Source organism: Robertmurraya mangrovi (assembly GCF_034427655.1).
GTDB classification, from domain to species: domain Bacteria; phylum Bacillota; class Bacilli; order Bacillales; family Cytobacillaceae; genus Robertmurraya_A; species Robertmurraya_A mangrovi.
Genome location: NZ_JAXOFX010000004.1, coordinates 315,177 through 334,046 on the forward strand (window position 1 = coordinate 315,177; position 18,870 = coordinate 334,046).

At 33.9% G+C, this 18,870-nt stretch carries 13 protein-coding genes; 8 read left to right on the plus strand and 5 right to left on the minus strand.

What is annotated here, in order from left to right; all coding sequences use genetic code 11:
• Positions 1-150 precede the first annotated feature (150 nt).
• Positions 151-2,565, plus strand: coding sequence for a S8 family serine peptidase (locus SM124_RS09135; RefSeq protein WP_322446202.1), 2,415 nt, complete (start codon positions 151-153; stop codon positions 2,563-2,565).
• 32 nt (positions 2,566-2,597) lie between these two features.
• Here SM124_RS09135 and SM124_RS09140 read toward each other — a convergent pair whose 3' ends face one another.
• On the minus strand, positions 2,598-3,098 hold the full coding sequence (locus SM124_RS09140) for a hypothetical protein (RefSeq protein ID WP_322446203.1): 501 nt from the start codon (positions 3,096-3,098) through the stop codon (positions 2,598-2,600).
• A 322-nt stretch (positions 3,099-3,420) separates the two neighbouring features.
• Here SM124_RS09140 and secA2 point away from each other — a divergent pair, with 322 nt between their 5' ends.
• Both secA2 and SM124_RS09150 read left to right on the plus strand, forming a co-directional pair.
• Complete coding sequence (secA2, locus tag SM124_RS09145; protein WP_322446204.1) at positions 3,421-5,802, plus strand: accessory Sec system translocase SecA2; 2,382 nt, start codon at positions 3,421-3,423, stop codon at positions 5,800-5,802.
• Positions 5,802-6,692 (plus strand): accessory Sec system S-layer assembly protein, encoded by an 891-nt coding sequence (locus tag SM124_RS09150; RefSeq protein WP_322446205.1) that lies wholly within the window; start codon positions 5,802-5,804, stop codon positions 6,690-6,692. The genes secA2 and SM124_RS09150 overlap by 1 nt, the downstream gene beginning before the upstream one ends.
• Before the next feature lie 514 nt (positions 6,693-7,206).
• Here SM124_RS09150 and SM124_RS09155 read toward each other — a convergent pair.
• The 3 genes from SM124_RS09155 to SM124_RS09165 all read right to left on the minus strand — a co-directional run bounded on the left by SM124_RS09155 (position 7,207) and on the right by SM124_RS09165 (position 10,724).
• Positions 7,207-7,614, minus strand: coding sequence for a hypothetical protein (locus tag SM124_RS09155; protein ID WP_322446206.1), 408 nt, complete (start codon positions 7,612-7,614; stop codon positions 7,207-7,209).
• Between the two features lie 251 nt (positions 7,615-7,865).
• Entirely contained in the window at positions 7,866-9,638 is a 1,773-nt protein-coding gene (locus SM124_RS09160; protein WP_322446207.1) for a M14 family zinc carboxypeptidase, read from the minus strand.
• Between the two features lie 153 nt (positions 9,639-9,791).
• Positions 9,792-10,724 carry an LCP family glycopolymer transferase gene (locus tag SM124_RS09165; RefSeq protein ID WP_322446208.1) on the minus strand — a complete coding sequence of 311 codons (933 nt, stop codon included), beginning with the start codon at positions 10,722-10,724 and terminating at the stop codon, positions 9,792-9,794.
• 213 nt (positions 10,725-10,937) lie between these two features.
• On the opposite strand from SM124_RS09165, the gene SM124_RS09170 reads away from it, so the two are divergent.
• The gene (locus SM124_RS09170; RefSeq protein ID WP_322446209.1) at positions 10,938-13,001 is read left to right on the plus strand and encodes a S8 family serine peptidase; all 2,064 of its coding nucleotides are present in this window, start codon (positions 10,938-10,940) and stop codon (positions 12,999-13,001) included.
• 244 nt (positions 13,002-13,245) lie between these two features.
• Here the strand turns inward: SM124_RS09170 and SM124_RS09175 are convergent, their stop codons facing one another.
• Positions 13,246-13,380: a hypothetical protein gene (locus tag SM124_RS09175; RefSeq protein ID WP_322446210.1), complete on the minus strand. Its 135-nt coding sequence runs from the start codon at positions 13,378-13,380 to the stop codon at positions 13,246-13,248.
• Positions 13,381-13,862: 482 nt separating this feature from the next.
• Between SM124_RS09175 and SM124_RS09180 the strand changes: the two genes are divergently transcribed.
• The 4 genes from SM124_RS09180 (at position 13,863) to SM124_RS09195 (ending at position 18,755) form a co-directional block, all read left to right on the plus strand.
• Positions 13,863-14,576, plus strand: coding sequence for an IspD/TarI family cytidylyltransferase (locus SM124_RS09180; RefSeq protein ID WP_322446211.1), 714 nt, complete (start codon positions 13,863-13,865; stop codon positions 14,574-14,576).
• Positions 14,573-15,598, plus strand: a complete 1,026-nt coding sequence (locus SM124_RS09185) for a ribitol-5-phosphate dehydrogenase (protein ID WP_322446212.1) — start codon at positions 14,573-14,575, stop codon at positions 15,596-15,598. Before SM124_RS09180 ends, SM124_RS09185 begins: the two co-directional genes overlap by 4 nt.
• A 31-nt stretch (positions 15,599-15,629) precedes the next feature.
• Positions 15,630-16,793 carry a CDP-glycerol glycerophosphotransferase family protein gene (locus SM124_RS09190; RefSeq protein ID WP_322446213.1) on the plus strand — a complete coding sequence of 388 codons (1,164 nt, stop codon included), beginning with the start codon at positions 15,630-15,632 and terminating at the stop codon, positions 16,791-16,793.
• Positions 16,794-16,877: 84 nt separating this feature from the next.
• Positions 16,878-18,755, plus strand: a complete 1,878-nt coding sequence (locus SM124_RS09195) for a CDP-glycerol glycerophosphotransferase family protein (RefSeq protein WP_322446214.1) — start codon at positions 16,878-16,880, stop codon at positions 18,753-18,755.
• The last annotated feature ends 115 nt before the right edge of the window (positions 18,756-18,870 follow it).

Below are 18,870 nucleotides of genomic sequence, written 5' to 3' on the forward strand. Positions count from 1 at the left end.
GGTGCACATAATCAATTATCAAGCTAACCTTCTTATTATCTAAAATAATATTTACCATTTTTTAAACTATTATACTGTTACTTCAAATATAATAAAGATGTATAATTTATTTACTTACTTATTGAGACATAACTAGAGGGGAAGAAGGCCATGAGATATATAGTAGCCTTGATTTTTTTGCTTTTTAGCTTTTCGTTAACGAGTTCTGCACAGGAACTTAATACAACTGATTTTACTAATGCTCCTGTTGTAGACACTCCACTAAATGAAGAGGCCGAAATTATTAATCAATTAATTATTAAGTTCAAGCCTAGTATTTCGGAAAAGGTAAAAAGTGAAATTTATCAGTTTAATAACATAACAGAAATTTCGAATTCTAAATTTACTAATCTTTCCCTCGTGCAGATGCAAGAAGATACAGATTTGGAGTATTTAATAAATAGTCTACAAAAGTACTCAGACATTTTATATGTAGAACCAAATGTGAAAGTAAAACAATCCTATACACCTAAGGAAACATATTACGGAAAACAATGGCATTTAAACCGATTAAATATGCCTAAGGCTTGGGACTCATCAAAAGGCTCCTCGAAAGTGACTGTTGCTGTTATTGATGGAGGAGTACAAGCAAATCACCCAGAATTAAAAGGTAAAATTGTTAAACCATATGATATTACTACAGGTAATACTTATACAAAGGGAGACCACCATGGTACACATGTAGCTGGTATCATTGCAGCCTCTTTTAATAAAGCAGGGACTGCAGGAATTGCTCCAAATGTAAATATCATGCCAATAAATGTTTTTAAAGATTCTTCAGCGGAGATGTTTGATATTGCGGAAGCCATCTACTATGCAGTTTATTTCAAAGCAGATGTAATTAATCTAAGTCTAGTAAGTTATCAATACAGTGATATTTTAGAGGAAGCGGCAAATTATGCACTGTCTGAGGGAGTCATTCTAGTTGCCGCTGCCGGAAACGATGATTCGTATGAACCGACATACCCTGCTTCTTATAAATCTGTTTTGGCCGTAAGTGCAACTACCAGCAGGGATCGCATTGCAGGATTTTCAAACTACGGAACTTATATTGACTTTTCTGCACCTGGTGACACCATCTATTCCACTAATGGAAAGAGTAGCTACCAGTATATGAGTGGTACCTCTATGGCAGCACCTATGGTTTCAGGAATAACAGCACTCACGTTATCTAAAAATCCTTTTATTTCAGTAGCGGATGTTAAATCAATTTTAAAGAAATCTGTGGTTGATTTGGGACTTAAAGGATGGGACCCTCTTTATGGGTATGGTAGGATTGATGGATACAAGGCAATACAGAATACTCCTGCTCCCATTAAAAGTTTAACCATTAGTTCCTCAACATTTAAGGTGGATGGAAAAAGTAAAAGGAGCATCTCGTTTACTCCTCATAAGGGAACAACAATTGATGTTTATGTGAGAGATTCTAAAGGTACAACAGTAAAACATCTCATAAAAAAACACAAATCAACTGGTAAGAAAGTTTCTGCTTCGTGGGATGGGAAGTTAGAAAATGGCTCATACGCATCAACCGGGACATATGATATGGTCGTTAGATTATCTAAAGGAGATAAAACGGCTTACTCAAAGAAACAGGTAAAAGTAGATAACAAGATTACGCCTACCATTACACTTGGTAAATTAAAAACTTCATTTTCTCCTGTTGTTACAAGTAAGTATGAGATTCCGTATAAGCTAAATAAAAATGTTTTAGTCACAGCAAAAGTTTATGATCGAAAAGGGAAACTGGTGCATACTTTACTGAGTAACAAGTCGTTAAGGGGAGGAAGTCAGACTCTTTCTTGGAATGGAAAAGATAAGACTGGAAAGCTAGTAGCTGATGGGGATTACAAAATCACCTTGTCTATTATTGATACCCGGAAAGTGAAAGGGAAATCGAAAAGCGTAACAGTTAAAATAGATAAAAAAGGTCCTACTGGAGTTTTGAATATAAGTGAATTAACATTTAAGCTGGGGCAAACAGGAAACATCTATGCTAATCTTCAGTTTAAAGAGAAAATTACAATGACAGGGTATATGATGGATGAAAAAGGCCATAAGATTAAAAAGTTGGTCTCAAAGAAAACGATTAGTCCAGATGAGTATAAATTAAGTTGGAATGGTACAAATGATCAAAATACAGTGGTTGGTTTAGGGAAGTATCAATTTTATATTGAATTAATAGATTCATTAGGTAATAAAACGATACTGAAGAGTGACTTTATTACTGTAGAGGACTCTGTAATTACTAGTTCACCTGAAATGATCTATAATTTAAATGGACTTCTTGATGTTCCATACTCACTATCAAAATCAGGCCAATTAACAATAGGCATTTATAAAGACAATGAGCTTATCAAACCAATCAATAATCAGTATGTTGAGCCAGGAGAATACTCTTTCTCCTGGGATGGAACAGGACTCAATGGTTTAGTGGAAGATGGTCAGTTTTATTTTAAGATTGTCTTGAAAGATCCTACAGGTATAGAAAATTTTTATGTTGGTTCAATTCTTGTAAAAAGATAGGAAAAAGGCGGGGATATTGCCCCGCCTTTTTATTATTCTTTATCTTTTTCCTGTTCATCTAAAGATTCTTTTAGCATTTGTAATGAAGGTCTCTGATTAGATTGCTCAGCATAAAAAAGGATATCCACTGAACCTTTATCTAGATTTACTGTAGCTTCAAATATATCCTCGTAGTCAGGAACCCTCTTTTTAAAAATAACGTGAACAAAATATTCATTTTCTTCTATTTCTTTTACGTTTAATATGTCGATATCTGGAAATTTCATAAATTTCATTTCTTTTTTAACAAGAGCTTTAATCCTTTTTCCTAAGTCCTTATTGTATAGGCTAACTTGAATTTCTGTACCTAGATATTGGTTAGCAAGCTTGGCAAGTTGATTGTAGTGTTCTTGCTTCTTTACTTTAAATTCAATTTGAGAATGGGTGTTGTGTTCGAGATAGGTTAAGTAGGTAAAATTAGTAAAGACAGCTATTATTGCTACTAAAGCGACAATTTGTATCATAAAGCTTATAAATTTAAGAATAGATTTCATATAATCATCCCATTACACTTTTTTATTGTACTAATCATATGCTTCTTAATATCTATATATGAACCTATTTAAAATCATGTAAAGCTTTGTAGAGGGAAAGACCTAAATAGATTAGATTGGTTGGATAATAAAGGGATTAAATAGAGAAGAGAATGGTTGCCAATACTTTTATTGGCATTAAGTTGAGCTATATAAGCTATTTTACTAATGAACAATTAGTATAATAGTAATTATAGGTAATAATTGTTATATAAACAAATAAATACTGATTATGATATAATTCGACTAGATACTTACTTTTATGGTAACAGGGGAGAACATAATGCTTACTAAAGTAAAAGAGCTTTTTAATGATAGCGCGAAGGACTTGAAAAAGTTATCAAAGTTAGCTGCTCAAGTTAATAGCTTAGAAGATAAATATGCAAGTTTCTCTGATGATGAACTTAGGGCGATGACTGCTCAATTTAAGGAAGAATTAGAAAACGGTAAAACGTTAGAAGATATTAAAATAGATGCTTTTGCAGTAGTACGAGAAGCTGCAAAACGAGTTCTTGGATTAAGACATTATGATGTACAGTTGATTGGTGGCTTTGTTCTTCATAATTCTTGTATTGCCCAAATGAATACAGGAGAAGGGAAAACATTGGTAGCGACATTACCAAGTTATTTGCATGCTCTAGAAGGGAATGGTGTTCATATTATTACAGCGAATGAATACCTTGCTAGACGTGATAAAGAGCTTATGGGCCAAATCCATGAATTTTTAGGATTAACGGTAGGTTTAAATATTTCGCAAATGGATCCGAATGAGAAAAAGGCTGCTTATGAAGCGGATATTACATATGGAACAGGAACGGAATTCGGTTTTGATTATTTAAGGGATAACATGGTTTACGAAATTGAGAATAAGGTTCAACGAGGACATTACTATGCGATTGTGGATGAAATCGACAGTATCCTTATTGACGAGGCTAGAACGCCCCTTATTATTGCAAATAAATCAGAAGAAGGCGCAGAGCTTTTTTATATTACAGCACAAATTATTAAAACGTTTAAAGAAAAAGTGGATTACGAGCTTTTTCAGGAAACAAAGCAAACGTTTTTAACAGACGAAGGTTCAGCAAAAATAGAAAGAGCATTTGGTATAGATAATCTATATGATGCAGAACATCAGGAGCTTCTGCATAATGTTATGCAATCCCTTCGTGCTCATACCCTAATGAAGCTAGATGTCGACTATATTGTAAAAGAAGGTAAAGTCGTTATTATAGATAAATTTACCGGTCGTATTATGGAAGGGCGTACTTTTAGTGAGGGGCTCCACCAAGCAATAGAAGCAAAAGAAGGACTTGAAATTTCTGAGGAAAACGATACTCAAGCGACGATTACAATACAGAATTATTTCAGAATGTATAAATCATTAGCTGGGATGACTGGGAGTGCAACACCTTCTAAGCAAGAGTTTTACGAAACTTATAACTTAAGAGTGGTTACCATTCCAACAAATAACCCAGTCCAGCGAATTGAATTAGAAGATTTAGTCTTCGCAAATTATGAATCTAAAGTGAAGAAAATTGTTGAGGTTGTTAAGGATCTACATTCTGAGGGTAAGCCGATTTTAATAGGTACTACATCAATTGAACAATCTGAGAAATTATCTTCTTATCTGAAAGCAAGTAATATAAAACACCAGCTTTTAAATGCAAAAACAGAAGAAGATGAAGCTAGAATGATTTCAATGGCAGGGCAAAAAGGACAAGTAATGCTCGCAACAAACATGGCTGGAAGAGGAACGGATATTTTACTAGGAGAAGGAGTAACTGAGCTAGGTGGCCTTCATATCATAGGTACGGAACGTCATGAAAGTAATCGTATTGATATGCAGCTGAGAGGTCGTTCAGGTCGTCAGGGAGACCCTGGTTTATCACAGTTTATTATTTCCTTAGAGGATGATCTTTTTGTCTACTATGATGAAGAAGAGAAAGAGAAATTCAATAACAAAATGAAAATTGATGACTCGGGAAGAGTATTGGCTCCAGACCCAATTAAATATGTAAAAAAAGTACAAGAAACAATTGAAAATATGCACTATACGAGTCGTAGCCACTTGTTAAAACTTGATAATGTTACAGATCAACAAAGTAAGGTTATCTATTCAATGAGAGATAGAATTTTAAAGTTAACACCTGAAGAAATGTTTGCGGAATTGCTTGAGTATATTGAGAATTACGTAAAACAAGTTGTCTATAAAAATTATCCGGAGAATGAAGAAGAGTGGAATCCAAAGGCACTGTTAGAGGAACTTTCACTTATTCTCCTTAATTTTGATTGGATACTTGAGGATATTCAGGAGTTAGATTTTAGGGAAATTGAAACAAAAGTAACAAATGAGTATGAGAAACTTAAGAATGACATTATTAGTTTGCAGTCCGATGAAAATCTAGGTAATCAATTAAAACATTTCATGTTACAACAAATTGATATGAACTGGATTCAACATTTGGATCACATGACCAATATGCGTGATGGAATACACTTAAGAAGCTACGAGCAAGAAGATCCATACCGATTATTCGAGAAAGACGCATTGGAATTATTCCATGAATTAATGTACACGATTCAGTCGGGAATTAGTTTAAGATTTATGGAATACGTGAAAAGTCAATACGACTTTGAGGCTGGTGTTGAGGAGGTTGAAGATTAATGGCGCTGTTTAGAAAGAAAAAGTCAGTTGTAATAGAAGAAGTAGAGCATAAAGAAATCTCTAAAGAGGAATTAGACTTAGAAAATGGTGATTTAGTTAAGACATCACTTGTCTTTCATCCAGAATGGGAAATAGCCCCTCAAGAAAAATATATCTATCATTTTCACCATCAGCAATTGCCTGGTCTTAAACCAAATCAAATTTCTATTTCGGGAATTAAGCTTGAAGAATATGATAATGATTTATATGTAATAGCTTTCCTTAGAAATACATTGGAAAAGCCGGTAAGATTTGAGACCGTGAGTTTACTAATCTTAGATGAAAATAGTAATCCAATAGCCAAACAAGAGTTTGAGATGGATGATCTAGGTGAAATCCCTTCTATGTCATGTATGCCCTGGAGATTTCTATTTACTGAAGATGAAAGGTTAACGGATAAAGTTCCTTCCCAAGATAACTGGAAAATTGCTTTTGAGCTTAAAAAGCGCGAGCGTGAAGAGCATGCGTTAGACTTAGCAGAAAGCTGGAAAAGTCAACTGAGCATGGAGCAGAAGGAACAATTAGCAAAGCTAGTTAGTAGCTTACCGCAGTTATCCCTAGGAGAGGTAAACTTCATGGGAATTGAAACTAAATGGACTCCTGAAAATAATTTAGCCGTTACCTTATTGATCCGGAATGGAAGCAATAAGAATATCAAACTAGAACAGATTCCTTTAATAGTAGAGGATGCAACGGGAGACATTATTGCACAAGGTGGTTTTAAACTAGAGGACTTTGAAGTGTTAGCAAACACTAGTAAACCTTGGACATTTATTTTCCCATCTGAGTTAATTGCAAAGTCAAATCCTGATTTAAGTACATGGAAGGTGTATCCTCCGAAGCAAAGTTAACTACTAAAGTGAGCCGTTATGTAGGCTCACTTTTTTAATTAATCTATTTTCTATAACCTTGTGGACTCCTTGATTGAGTATTATTTATAAAGAGTCAATTGTATCAGTTTTAGAATAAGTCTTTTCTATTAATATTTATATAAAACTTTAAAATGAAAATTGATTTTTAGATTTTTTACAAAACATAACAATCTTTGCAAAGACTAGCTCTTTAGAATACAAAGAGGCTGTCCGATAAGTCCCTATTCCTATTTAAAATTATTCCTTGAAAGTTCCATCTTTATATTCAGCACTCTGTTGATTGGAGTGGAAGGCGCGAAGACTCCTGCGGGAGCAGCGGGACAGGTGAGATTCCACAGGAGCTTGCGACGAGGAGCTCACCGCCCGCCCCGCGGAAAGCGAAGCGCCTGGAACGGAAATCAACAGACCTATTTTAAGAGGCTAAAACAATAAATATGGGGCTGTTCAAAGAGTCATATAACTGACTTTTTGGACAGCCCCTTCAAAGAAATTATTATGTGAATTCAGGCCAGTTTACTTGGATCCCATCTCCATCAATTTTTTCTAGTGTACGATATTTGAACGGGAGTAGTTCAGCCTCTGTCTTATTAATATAATCTTTAATAATTTCAAAAGGAATTAAGTTATAATGTTCATCATCTTCTGTTACAAAGTAAGCGCCAATAATCTGGCCGTTCTTATTTAAGTCTAGCGTTAGAAATGCAGGATAGTAAGTTTTGTCGTTTGCTTCGATTACAGCTTTTGCAGTTACAATCCTGTCTTCTTCTTGTTCGACTGAATCATTGGACATGCTATCCAGGATTTTAACGGCCCAGCCTTGTCTTTTGTAACCACCAATCACCTTTGGAGGATTTTCTTTAAGTTGTTTCAAAAGATCCATAGTTTGATTTTGATTAGTCATTGTACTCTTAACTCCCTCCCGACATATGTATCTATAGACTACCTTTTTATAAAAAAATGATATATATGTAGCCTTGATAAGAAACAATGATTCATAAAGCGTAACATATTTGTCAGAACTCTACAAATATTTACATTCTACATTTAAATTTATTACAGTAGCCTATATATAACAATATTAAAATAATACCAAAATAAAAGGGCTAATTTGCATTAGCCCCAACTTTTTAACTAATTTGTAATCAAATATTGTTAATTCTTGTTTATTGATTCCTGACTATCTTCTAAGGAGTTCTCTTGAGATTTAACTTCAATATCTTCCTCAGTTGGAGTGCGTTTATTTAATTCGTCCACAATCCATTGTTTCTTCTCATTTAAGTATTGCTCAATTAAAGGGTACACTTTATTTGATTTTTGTTCAAGAGTAGTGAGTAAATCTAAGTTTTTACTAACTAACTCTAGGTTACCTTCATTTAAATCTTTTTCCATTTGAATGATGGTGTTATACCTTTCGATATCGTATTTAATGCTTTCTATAGTCTTTTTACCTGGAGTTATATATTTGTCTTTTGCCAGCTTTCGAACCAGTTTACCATACATTTTATCCATTTTAGCTTCTAAGCTAGGGATGGTTTTTTCCATGGAGTTGATTCTATTAATTGTTGCTTCGTCTAAAATTCCCTTTTCCAGGACAGAAATTAGTGTTAAATGGTTTTGTTCCGTCTTTTCACCCAATTTAACCCCATCCATATATGCCTTAGAATAGCTCAGACGTGTTTTTATGTAACTAATATAAACATCGTGCTGTTCTTGAAACTTAGTAGGATATTTATTTGATAATTTTTCTAGTTCTTTTAATTGTTTCTCGGTACTATTGTACAATGTTACAAATTTTGTATTAATCTTATGGTCATTAGCGGATTGTATATTCGTATAATAATAATCTTTTAGTTTTCTAGATGAGCTATTTAGGCTGGCTAATTTATTTTTTAGTTCATTGGCTTTTTTAGTCAGTCGAGTTTCGTACAATTTTGCTCCTTCTTTTGCTACATATAAACCAACAGCTTTATTTTCACTCCAAGCACCTTTGAATTCTGATAGAGGAGGGCTTGTTTCAGTGTAATATCGTGAGATTTCTGGGGTGAATCCTGGTTTCTTTTTTTGTTGTATAAACCAATCTGTAAATCCTCCCCCAGATGGATTTTTCCCAGGGTAAACTAATCTGTATCCGGTCATTCTACCGATTTGCTTTGCGTAGACATGATCCCTTTTATAGTCCTTACTATTTTGTTTGTAATTCCAATATAGTATTTTTCCAGTGCTGTGGTAAGCAACTGTCATTTCAGGGTTAATTTCCTCAACCAATTTTAATACAGCCTTTACTTCAGAAGCTGTATGGGGGGCTTTGCCTTTATAATTTTTGTACCTAGGAGTTGAGGGGCCAATAATGCTCTTCCATCCAGCATCATATTGTCGATTTAAGTCGACACCCTTACCGTTTGCTTTCCATCTTTTAAAGTTTTTACTTCCTTCATTCATTTTAATAAGAGAGGTATGTAGATGTTTAGGGAATGCACTTAGTCCTTTTTGTTGGAGTGTGACTCCATCAGGGTTTACCATTGGTACAAACCAAATAGTAGTAGAATCTAGTATTTTCCTAGCATCGTAGCCGTTTATTTTTTGATTTTTTTTATATGCAATGGCATAATTCTCAGCCATATACATATTTAAGCTAGTTGTTAACCATTCCCGTGCATGGTGGGACCCATTAATGAAGACAGTCGCTTTCCCTTTACCGAGTGAAAAGGCATAAATATTCCGTCCGTATTCTGATTTTCCAATTACCTTAGATTTAATTAAATCGGGATAAGCTCTTTCTAGCTTTTTAATATTCTCTATCATCTTAGAATAGGAATATACCTCATTTGGATTGACTATGTTCGATTTTGCTTGTGTAGTGAAAGGAAGAATTAAAATAAAAACAGTAAAAATAACAAATAATAAAGTAAATCTGTTTTTTCGCAATGATGTTGACCTCCTATGTAATACAATCTATTAAATTATAAACAAAGCTAAATAATATTGGTAGATAGTAGGGTAATTGTAAATACTGGGAAAAGAAAGAAAAAGGAGTATTGACCTCAATAGTCAATACTCCATGTTTTTTGAAAGTGGTTATTAGAGTTCTAAGTGTTGTTTTAAATCGGAGGATACAGCGTTTCTATTTTCGGAAGGTACAATTAAATAATATATTCCATTTATATTAGTACCCTTTCCTTCAATTTGAATTTGTTCCATGTTATGTCTAGCTGAGATGTAATTTTTCTGTATGGTTTTCATTTCATTGAACGATAAATCCGTTTTTGCATTCGTACCAATAGCAGCTAGGATGCTCTCTGTTTTAGTTAAAATTAAGGGATTTGCTCCCTTTTGAATAACACCTTGAATGACTTGCCTTTGTCTTAATTGTCTTCCATAATCTCCACGTGGGTCTTGTTTACGCATCCGAACATATACTAGAGCCTTTTCTCCATTCAGATGGTTCTTTCCTTCTTGAAAGCTAATCCCTTCTTCAGTAAATGAAATCGGACTGTCAACTGTAATACCACCAACTGCATCGACAATGTCTTTAAAGCCCTCCATATTCATTGTTACATAATAATCAATTGGGATATTTAGAAAGTTCTCTACAGTAGAGACGGCCATCTCGGTGCCTCCAAAAGCATAGGCATGATTAATTTTGTCCTCATTCCCTCTACCGACAATTAGTGTTCTAGTATCACGGGGGATACTAACCATTTTTGTTGACTTCTTTTTAGGATTAACGGTCAATACAATCATCGTATCGGAACGGCCTTTGTCACCGGGTCTTGCATCTACTCCCATAATTAATAATGAAAATGGGTCACCCTTACCTAAATTCATAGAATTAATGCGTTTGTCTGATTTTTCTCTGTTAAGGTCACTATGAATGGTTTCAACCGTTAATTCTAGTTGCTTATATAGATAAATTGCATAAACTCCACCCAATAAAAGAATGATGACTAGAACAATTCCCAAATTCTTTATCCACTTACGCTTTCTTTTTTTTTGTTGATTTTCAACTCGCATATTAACCTCCCTATAAGAAATTTAATAGTAGTTAAGGATAAATTTGGTGAAGGTTTGTCCGATATATTTACTAACAGAGGTATAAGATCGTGATGAAAGAGTTGGTGAACATCTTTGAGAAAAAGCATAACTATACTACTATTGCTTCTAATTACATACTTCAATTGGAACTATACTTCGGTTGTTCAAGGAGGAACCGTTGGGGAACATCCAATGAATCAAAGTATTGAAACAGATCAAATTCTTATTAGGTTTAAGGAAAATCCTGATAAGAATACTTTGTCCAATTATGAGGTTGTCGATTCTAGTTTGAATAAAGACGAAAAAGTGGTTGCTGTTAAAGTTTCAAGTAAGGATATTAATGAACATGTACAAGAACTAAATAAAAAAGGCAATATTATAAATGCAGAACCAGATTACATAGTTAAGCGCAGTTATCTACCTAATGACCCCCACATTAGTAAACAATGGCACCACAATATATTAGGCTCTAGTGTTGCTTGGGAAAAAACAATGGGCATGAAGGAAGTTATAGTTGCTGTTATTGACGACGGTATTGAATTGAACCATAGCGATTTGAAAGATCAGATTGTCTTTCCATATGACGTTATCACTCAATCAAGAAGTGAGATTAATCAAGGTAAGCATGGGACTCATGTGGCAGGAATTATTGCTGCATCTATTAATAATCAATTTGGTGGGAGTGGAGTTGCTCCTAAAACTAAAATTATGCCAATTAATGTTTTTAATGGGGAATATGCGTATACCTCAGATATTATTAAAGGTATACATTATGCCTTGGAAAATGGAGCAAAAATAATTAATCTTAGTTTAGGGATGCCTTCCTATTCAAAGGAGCTAGAGGAAGCGATTCAAAATGCTTATCAGAAAGGTTTGGTTATTATTGCAGCTGCAGGAAATGAATCTAATAGTCAGTTTTATTATCCTGCTGCTTACAAAGAGGTAATTTCAGTAAGTGCTACAAATGAACAAGATCAATTTGCAAGCTTTTCAAATTTTGGTTCTCATATAGATGTATCTGCACCAGGTTATAATATTCTATCCACACTGCCTAACAATCAATTAGGCTATATGAGTGGGACTTCCATGGCCTCTCCTATGGTTGCAGGTGCTGCAGCACTTATTTGGGCTCTAGAGCCTCATTTAACAAATCTAGATGTAGCAAAAAGAATAATTACAGCAGTGGATGACTTAGGTACACCAGGTAAAGATCTTTATTATGGGTATGGAAGAATTAATCTGGAAAAAGCACTCACCTTAAGATTATTAAGACAACCTATTGTAGACTCTGTTAGTGATCAAGATATTGTAGTTAAAGGTAAATTATTGGATAACATTGAAGAAGGGAATATCCTTGTACAAACTGAAATAGGGAAGGTATATAGTGGGATAGCTAATGGAGGGGTATTCCAGGTGAGGCTTCCTAAACAGAGTAGTAATTCAAAGCTTTCCATTATTGTAAGAGATCATATAGGAAATGTAAGTGAACCAACAATCATAACGGTCTTGGATAAAACACCACCACCACTCTCTAAAGTAAATGAAGTTAACGATAAGTTAGCTTACGTAACTGGTAAGTCGGAGGTAGGAGCTACAATTAGTATCGAGACAGCAAATGGTATTTACTATGGGGCAGTAAAAGAAGATGGAACCTATAAAGTTAAAATTCCATTACAAAAGGCCGGAACTAGGTTAATCGTCTCTGCAAAAGATGGAGCAGGTAATAGCAGTAAATTAATAGAAGTGATAGTGGCAGACCGAACGGCTCCTAGTAAACCTAAACTCACTAAGATTAGTAATAAAGATACACTAATTATGGGAAAGGCTGAGCCAGGTTCCATGGTTGTAATAAAGAGGGGAAAAGTAATTGTCGGTAAGTCTTTTTCCAATAAAAGTGGGAAATTTGAGATTAAAATCAAAAAACAAATAGCTGGAACAAAGCTATCTATTACAGTGAAAGATCTATCGAATAATGAAAGTTCTCCATTAATTATAACAGTGATAGATAAAATTCCACCTACAAAACCAAAGGTATATAGCGTAAAGTCAACTAGTTTAGTTGTTAAGGGGAAAACTGAACCATTTGCTAAAATATCTATACTATTGGGTGGTGAAAAAATAGGGATTGGGAAAGCCAACAGCAAAGGAGATTTCACGGTTAAGATAAAAAAGCAAATAAAGGGTTCTTCCTTAAAAGTAATCGCTTCTGACAGTAGGAATAATAAGAGCTATTCTACTATACAAGTGAAGGAATAAAATTAAGGGGCTCGGATTTTTTGGTATTTCCCTCCTTCTTCTAGTAAAGAGAGGGAAGGGAGAAGCTTATATATTTTCGATTGACTTAAGAAAAAGGCATTTTTCTAAAACGTTGTTGCTAATGCATTTTTAAACTTAATTATAAAGATACATCCTAAACTAAGTTTGTTTTAGAAAAAGCCTTTCATCTATATTTGTAGAACTACTTTAACTACTAAATACAATAATCAGTATGAGAACTGCCTTAGTAAAAGTATAAATAATGCTTGTCAGGATTTTCCTCGATATCATCTTCTTCAGCTTTGAAATCAACACTAACTATATATTCTTCAGCAATCTCTTCTTGATTTTCAAATACGTTCTTTATTCTCCCAAACATATCTGTCACACTCCATCGGTTTAATTACATCTATCTTTCCCAAATAGTTGATTAGTAATTCATATGAAAATTTAAGAGTATTTAGAATAATTAATAGAGGATAAACGTTATTTATTCTTCAAAGAAATGTGCTTCATTCAGTAGCTATTAAGCAATTTTGAATTAGTAAAACATTCCCATCTTTAGTTGTAACACTTTCTTATGAGACTTGGGATCAAAAGTAGAAAATACTTCAGGGTAGCTTCCAGTATTAAAATACCTTTACCTGTTTAAAATATCCTGAAAGTATGATTATTTCTGGAGGAGTGTAATACAATTGTTGCTTTTTTGTAATCCTTAATATATTTGAAATTGCTTAGAAAAGCGTGTATATTGTATATGGGTTGCAATGTCATATGTTTACATTAATATTGATTTTTCGACAGAAAATAATAGTATACAAGTTAAAGTAATAAATTTAGTGGTTGAAGGAGATGTTTTTCTTGATATATGCAGAAATACTTGCTGGTGGTAAAGGGACGCGTATGGGTAATATTAACATGCCTAAACAATATTTACCACTCAATAATCGACCGATCATTATCCATACAATTGAAAAATTCCTATTAAATGATAGATTTGAAAAAATTATCATTGTTTCACCTAAAGATTGGATTATTCATACAAAAGACATTATAAAAAAACATCTAGGTAAAAACGAACGCGTTGTTGTTGTAGAAGGTGGTAAAGACCGTAATGAATCAATTATGAGTGGAATTAAATACATTGAAAAGACTTTTGGTATAAACGACGATGATATTATTGTTACACATGACTCGGTAAGGCCATTTCTAACTCATAGAATTATTGAAGAAAATATTGATTCGGCTATTGAATATGGAGCGGTAGATACAGTAATAGAAGCAATTGATACGATCATCCAGTCAGAGGATGGTAAAGTCATTTCAAACATTCCTGTCCGAGATATGATGTATCAAGGGCAAACTCCACAAAGTTTTAATATTAGAAAATTAGTGACTTATTATGATTCGTTAGATAGTGCTCAAAAAGAAATATTGACAGATGCTTGTAAAATCTTTGCATTAAAAGGTGACCAGGTAAGGTTAGTAAGAGGAGAAGTATTTAACATTAAAGTAACTACACCTTATGATTTAAAGGTTGCTGATGCTATTCTACAGGAGAGGATTTCACGATGATCAATCAGGTATATCGTTTAGTATCTCCACGTCAATTTGAAATCACTTATAAGGATCGTTCCCTTCAGTCTGACTATGTTGTTGTTAGACCAACTTACCTTTCTATCTGTGCCGCTGATCAGAGGTACTATACAGGAACAAGAGGTAAAGAGGCAATGGCCAAAAAGTTACCTATGGCTTTAATTCATGAGGGAATTGGAAAAATTGTATATGATCCACTAAATGAGTTCAAAACAGGGACTCCAGTTGTTATGGTCCCGAATACTCCAGTGGAAGATGATGATGTTATTGCAGAAAATTACTTAAGAAGCAGTAAGTTTAGATCCAGTGGGTATGACGGATTCATGCAGGACTATGTTTTCTTAAAAAGAGACCGTTTTGTCACTCTTCCTGAAGACCTTGATCCCCATGTATCGGCATTTATGGAACTAATCACAATCGCTATGCATTGTTTAGTTCGTTTTGAAGCGAAAGCTCACGTTAGAAGATCCAATTTTGGGGTATGGGGCGACGGAAATCTAGGCTATATTACATCATTAATATTAAAGAAACGCTATCCTGAAAGCAAAGTGATGATTTTCGGTAAGAATCAATATAAGTTGGAGCATTTTTCTTTCGTTGATGAGGCCTACCAAATCGATCAAATTCCTGAGGACCTTCAAATTGATCATGCATTTGAGGCAGTAGGTAGTAAGGGAAGCCAGTATGCTATTAACCAAATTATTGATTATCTTCACCCGGAAGGAACCATTTCATTAATGGGTGTTTCTGAATATCCGATTGAAATTAATACAAGGATGATTCTAGAAAAAGGTATTACGGTAATAGGGAGTAGCAGAAGTGGTCGTGCTGACTTTGAAAATACAGTTGAATTTATGAAAGAACATCCAGAGTTTGTTGAATACTTAGGTACTCTTGTCGGAGAAGTACAAGTAGTAAGAACAATACAGGATATTAATGATGCTTTTGAAAAGGATTTAACCTCTTCGTGGGGGAAGACCGTTATAGAGTGGAAGATATAGAAGTAAAATTGGGGAGAGTAGAGGAAGGGCTGTGAAAGTAAATTTAATTCCAACGCTGTTTGTTAAACAGATTATCAGAATATCCTTTTGGATATGTTGTTTAATCTTTCCTGTTAATAAAGATAAGATAACATTTGCTTCTTATAGGTCAAGCAAGTTGGATGGGAATTTATTATTTGTATATAATGAAATGTTCACGAGACATCCGGACTATACGTATCAATTTCTGATTAAAAAGTTTAACAGCAGCTTTCTTGGAAAATTAGATTATATTCTTCATATGATAAAGTCAAGCTATGCGCTAGCAACATCTCGTTATTTTATTATTGACGATTTTTATTTTCCTGTTTATCTAGTTAAGCTTAGAAACGGAACCGAGGTTGTTCAATTATGGCATGCTGCAGGAGCTTTTAAAAAATTTGGTTTAAGTACAATGGATAAGACTTTTGGTACGAGTGCTGAATATCTAAAAGTCGTTAATGTACACTCGAACTACTCAAGAGTGTATGTTAGTTCTAAAAATGTTAAACCGTTCTATGCAGAAGCTTTTGGGATGTCTACTAGTAACATTAAAAACCTAGGTGTTCCAAGAACAGATTTTTTTTATAATAATGAAAATAAAGAGCTCTTACTTCACAAGTTTAAACAGCTTTTTCCTAGACTAGGTGATAAAAAATTAATACTTTACGCACCTACCTTTAGGGGGAAAAGTCATTATCAAGATGATTTTATCAGTCCAATTGACTTTCCCTTACTAAAGGAGCTAGTAGGAAAAGATTATGCCATCATCGTTCATTTACATCCATATATGCGTATGGGAAAGAGCTTTGATATAGGAAATGATGATTTTTCTTGCCATGTTGAAGGTGAGTTTACTGTTGAAGAATTAATGCTAATAGCGGACATACTAATAACAGATTACTCTTCGGTTATTTTTGATTATAGTTTATTAGGCCGCCCTATTGGTTTTTTCGCTAATGATCTTGAGGAGTATACTAGAGAACGTGATTTTTATTATGATTACCAATCGTTTATTCCTGGACCACTGTTAACAGATACAAGATCACTTGCAGATTGGCTGGTCAATAAAGAATTTGACTTTCAAAAGGTCAAAGAGTTTAGAGACTTATTCTTTGATTATCAAGATGGCAGAGCTAGTGCACGTATTGTTGATGATTTGCTTAAGAAGGATTGATTTTTTGTCTGGGGATTAAATAAATCCCCTTTTTTGTATTTTGAACATTGTATGAAAAAAAGTTTTTTGGATAGGGGTAAGAACATGTTATCTCGGGTTAAACGTAGATTAAGAAGAATGAGATCTAATAATGCAAATATTGAAGCCATTAATGAACCACCCTTATTGGTTGATAAGGATCGCATTATTATCAGTAGAGATAATTTAGCAGATTCCATTCCTTTAATTAATCAAATGGTTGGAGAAGATGAAAAGTTAATTCCGAAACGTAAAGTAACTTTTATGAAATGGAATGGCCCGATATTAACACTTAAGGGCTATTATTATTTAGAAAATCTACCAATGCTTGATGAGGATTTGGTAAAAAAACGTCTTGTCCTTGTTAGTAAAATGGGAGTTAGGATTGTTATACCACTTCAGGACATCCCGTTTAATGAATTAAATTTAGATGAGAATATTGATCATTTATATAAGTGGTCAGGGTTCAAGGGAGAAATAAATTTTGCTACCTTAAGTAAAAACAATAGTCCGTTACCTGACTCAGAGTATAAAACCTATTTAGAAGTAGAAGTGCATGTTCCCGGAGATAGTCGCTATGTTAAGCAATTTCCACTTGGAAACATTCAGCAATTTTTAAACAACGGATTCCATTCCACTAAAATGGAGCACTTTACTGCTAAAAGAGAATTAAAATTTAATCTATTGGTTACATATGATCAATCTGTAAAAACCTTGAAGATTGTTTCATCTAAACTCAAGGACTTAGACCCTTCTGAAATGGGCTTAGATGCAGAAGAAACCAGTAGAGGATTGTTCTATAGATTCTACAGCAGTTTCGTTTTTAAGCTGCTTTACAAATGGTATTGTTTACGCCCATTAAAAGAAAATAAGGTTCTTTTTGCTTCTGATAGCCGCAGTGATATGAGTGGGAATTTTGCATTTGTGTATGAGGAAATGCTAAAACGTGATTTACCATTGGATTATCACTTTATGCTAAAGAGGGGCGTTGGCCAGAAAAAAACTTACAAAGAAATTAGAGAGCTTGCTTATCATTTGGCAACTTCAAAATTCATTATTTTAGATGATTTTTATCCAATGGTATACCCTTTAACGATCCGTGAAAACGCAGAATTAATTCAGCTTTGGCATGCGGTTGGTGCGTTTAAGACATTTGGTTTTAGTAGGTTAGGTCGTCCAGGTGGACCGTCACCAAAATCTAGAAACCACCGTAACTATACAAAGGCCATTGTAAGCTCAAAAAGTGTAGCAAAATATTATGCAGAAGGATTTGGAATCGACGAAGCAAAAGTCATTGCTACAGGGATTCCAAGAACAGACATCTTTTTTGATGAGAAATATAAAGAACAAGTACGAACTGAACTTCTTGAGGAATTTCCTTTCTTACGTGGGAAAAAAGTGATTACTTTTGCTCCTACATTTAGAGGAAATGGACAGCAATCAGCCTATTATCCAATGGAAGTACTCGATCTTGAAAAGCTTTATAATGAACTAAAGGATGAATATGTATTTTTATTTAAAATCCATCCTTTCGTCAAAAATGATTTTAATATACCTTATCAATATAGTGACTTCTTTTATGATTTTTCTTCTTATAGGGAAATCAATAATTTACTGTTTATAACGGATGTGTTAATAACTGACTATTCTTCCGTTTGTTTTGAATATGCTTTATTAAACAAACCAATGCTTTTCTTTGCGTACGATGTAGAAGAGTATGTTCATAAAAGAGACTTTTATTTTGATTTCATTTCCTTTATTCCTGGGCCTCTTCTTAGGTCGACGGAGGGAATTGTCCAATCTATTAAGAAACAAGATTTTAAAATGGAGAAGATTCCTCCATTTGTGGAATACTTCTTTGATCATAGAGATGGGGAATCAAGCTCTAGGGTAATAGATGAACTCATCTTAGGCAAAAATGATATAGATGAGGGAAAAGAGTAGTCTTAAGTATTTAGTAGCCGGCTATATTAGCTGGCTGCTTATGCTTGTATGTTTATAATAAATTACTTGAAACCCCATGAGATGATGTAGTTTGTTAGGGTTACTAGAAGTGACA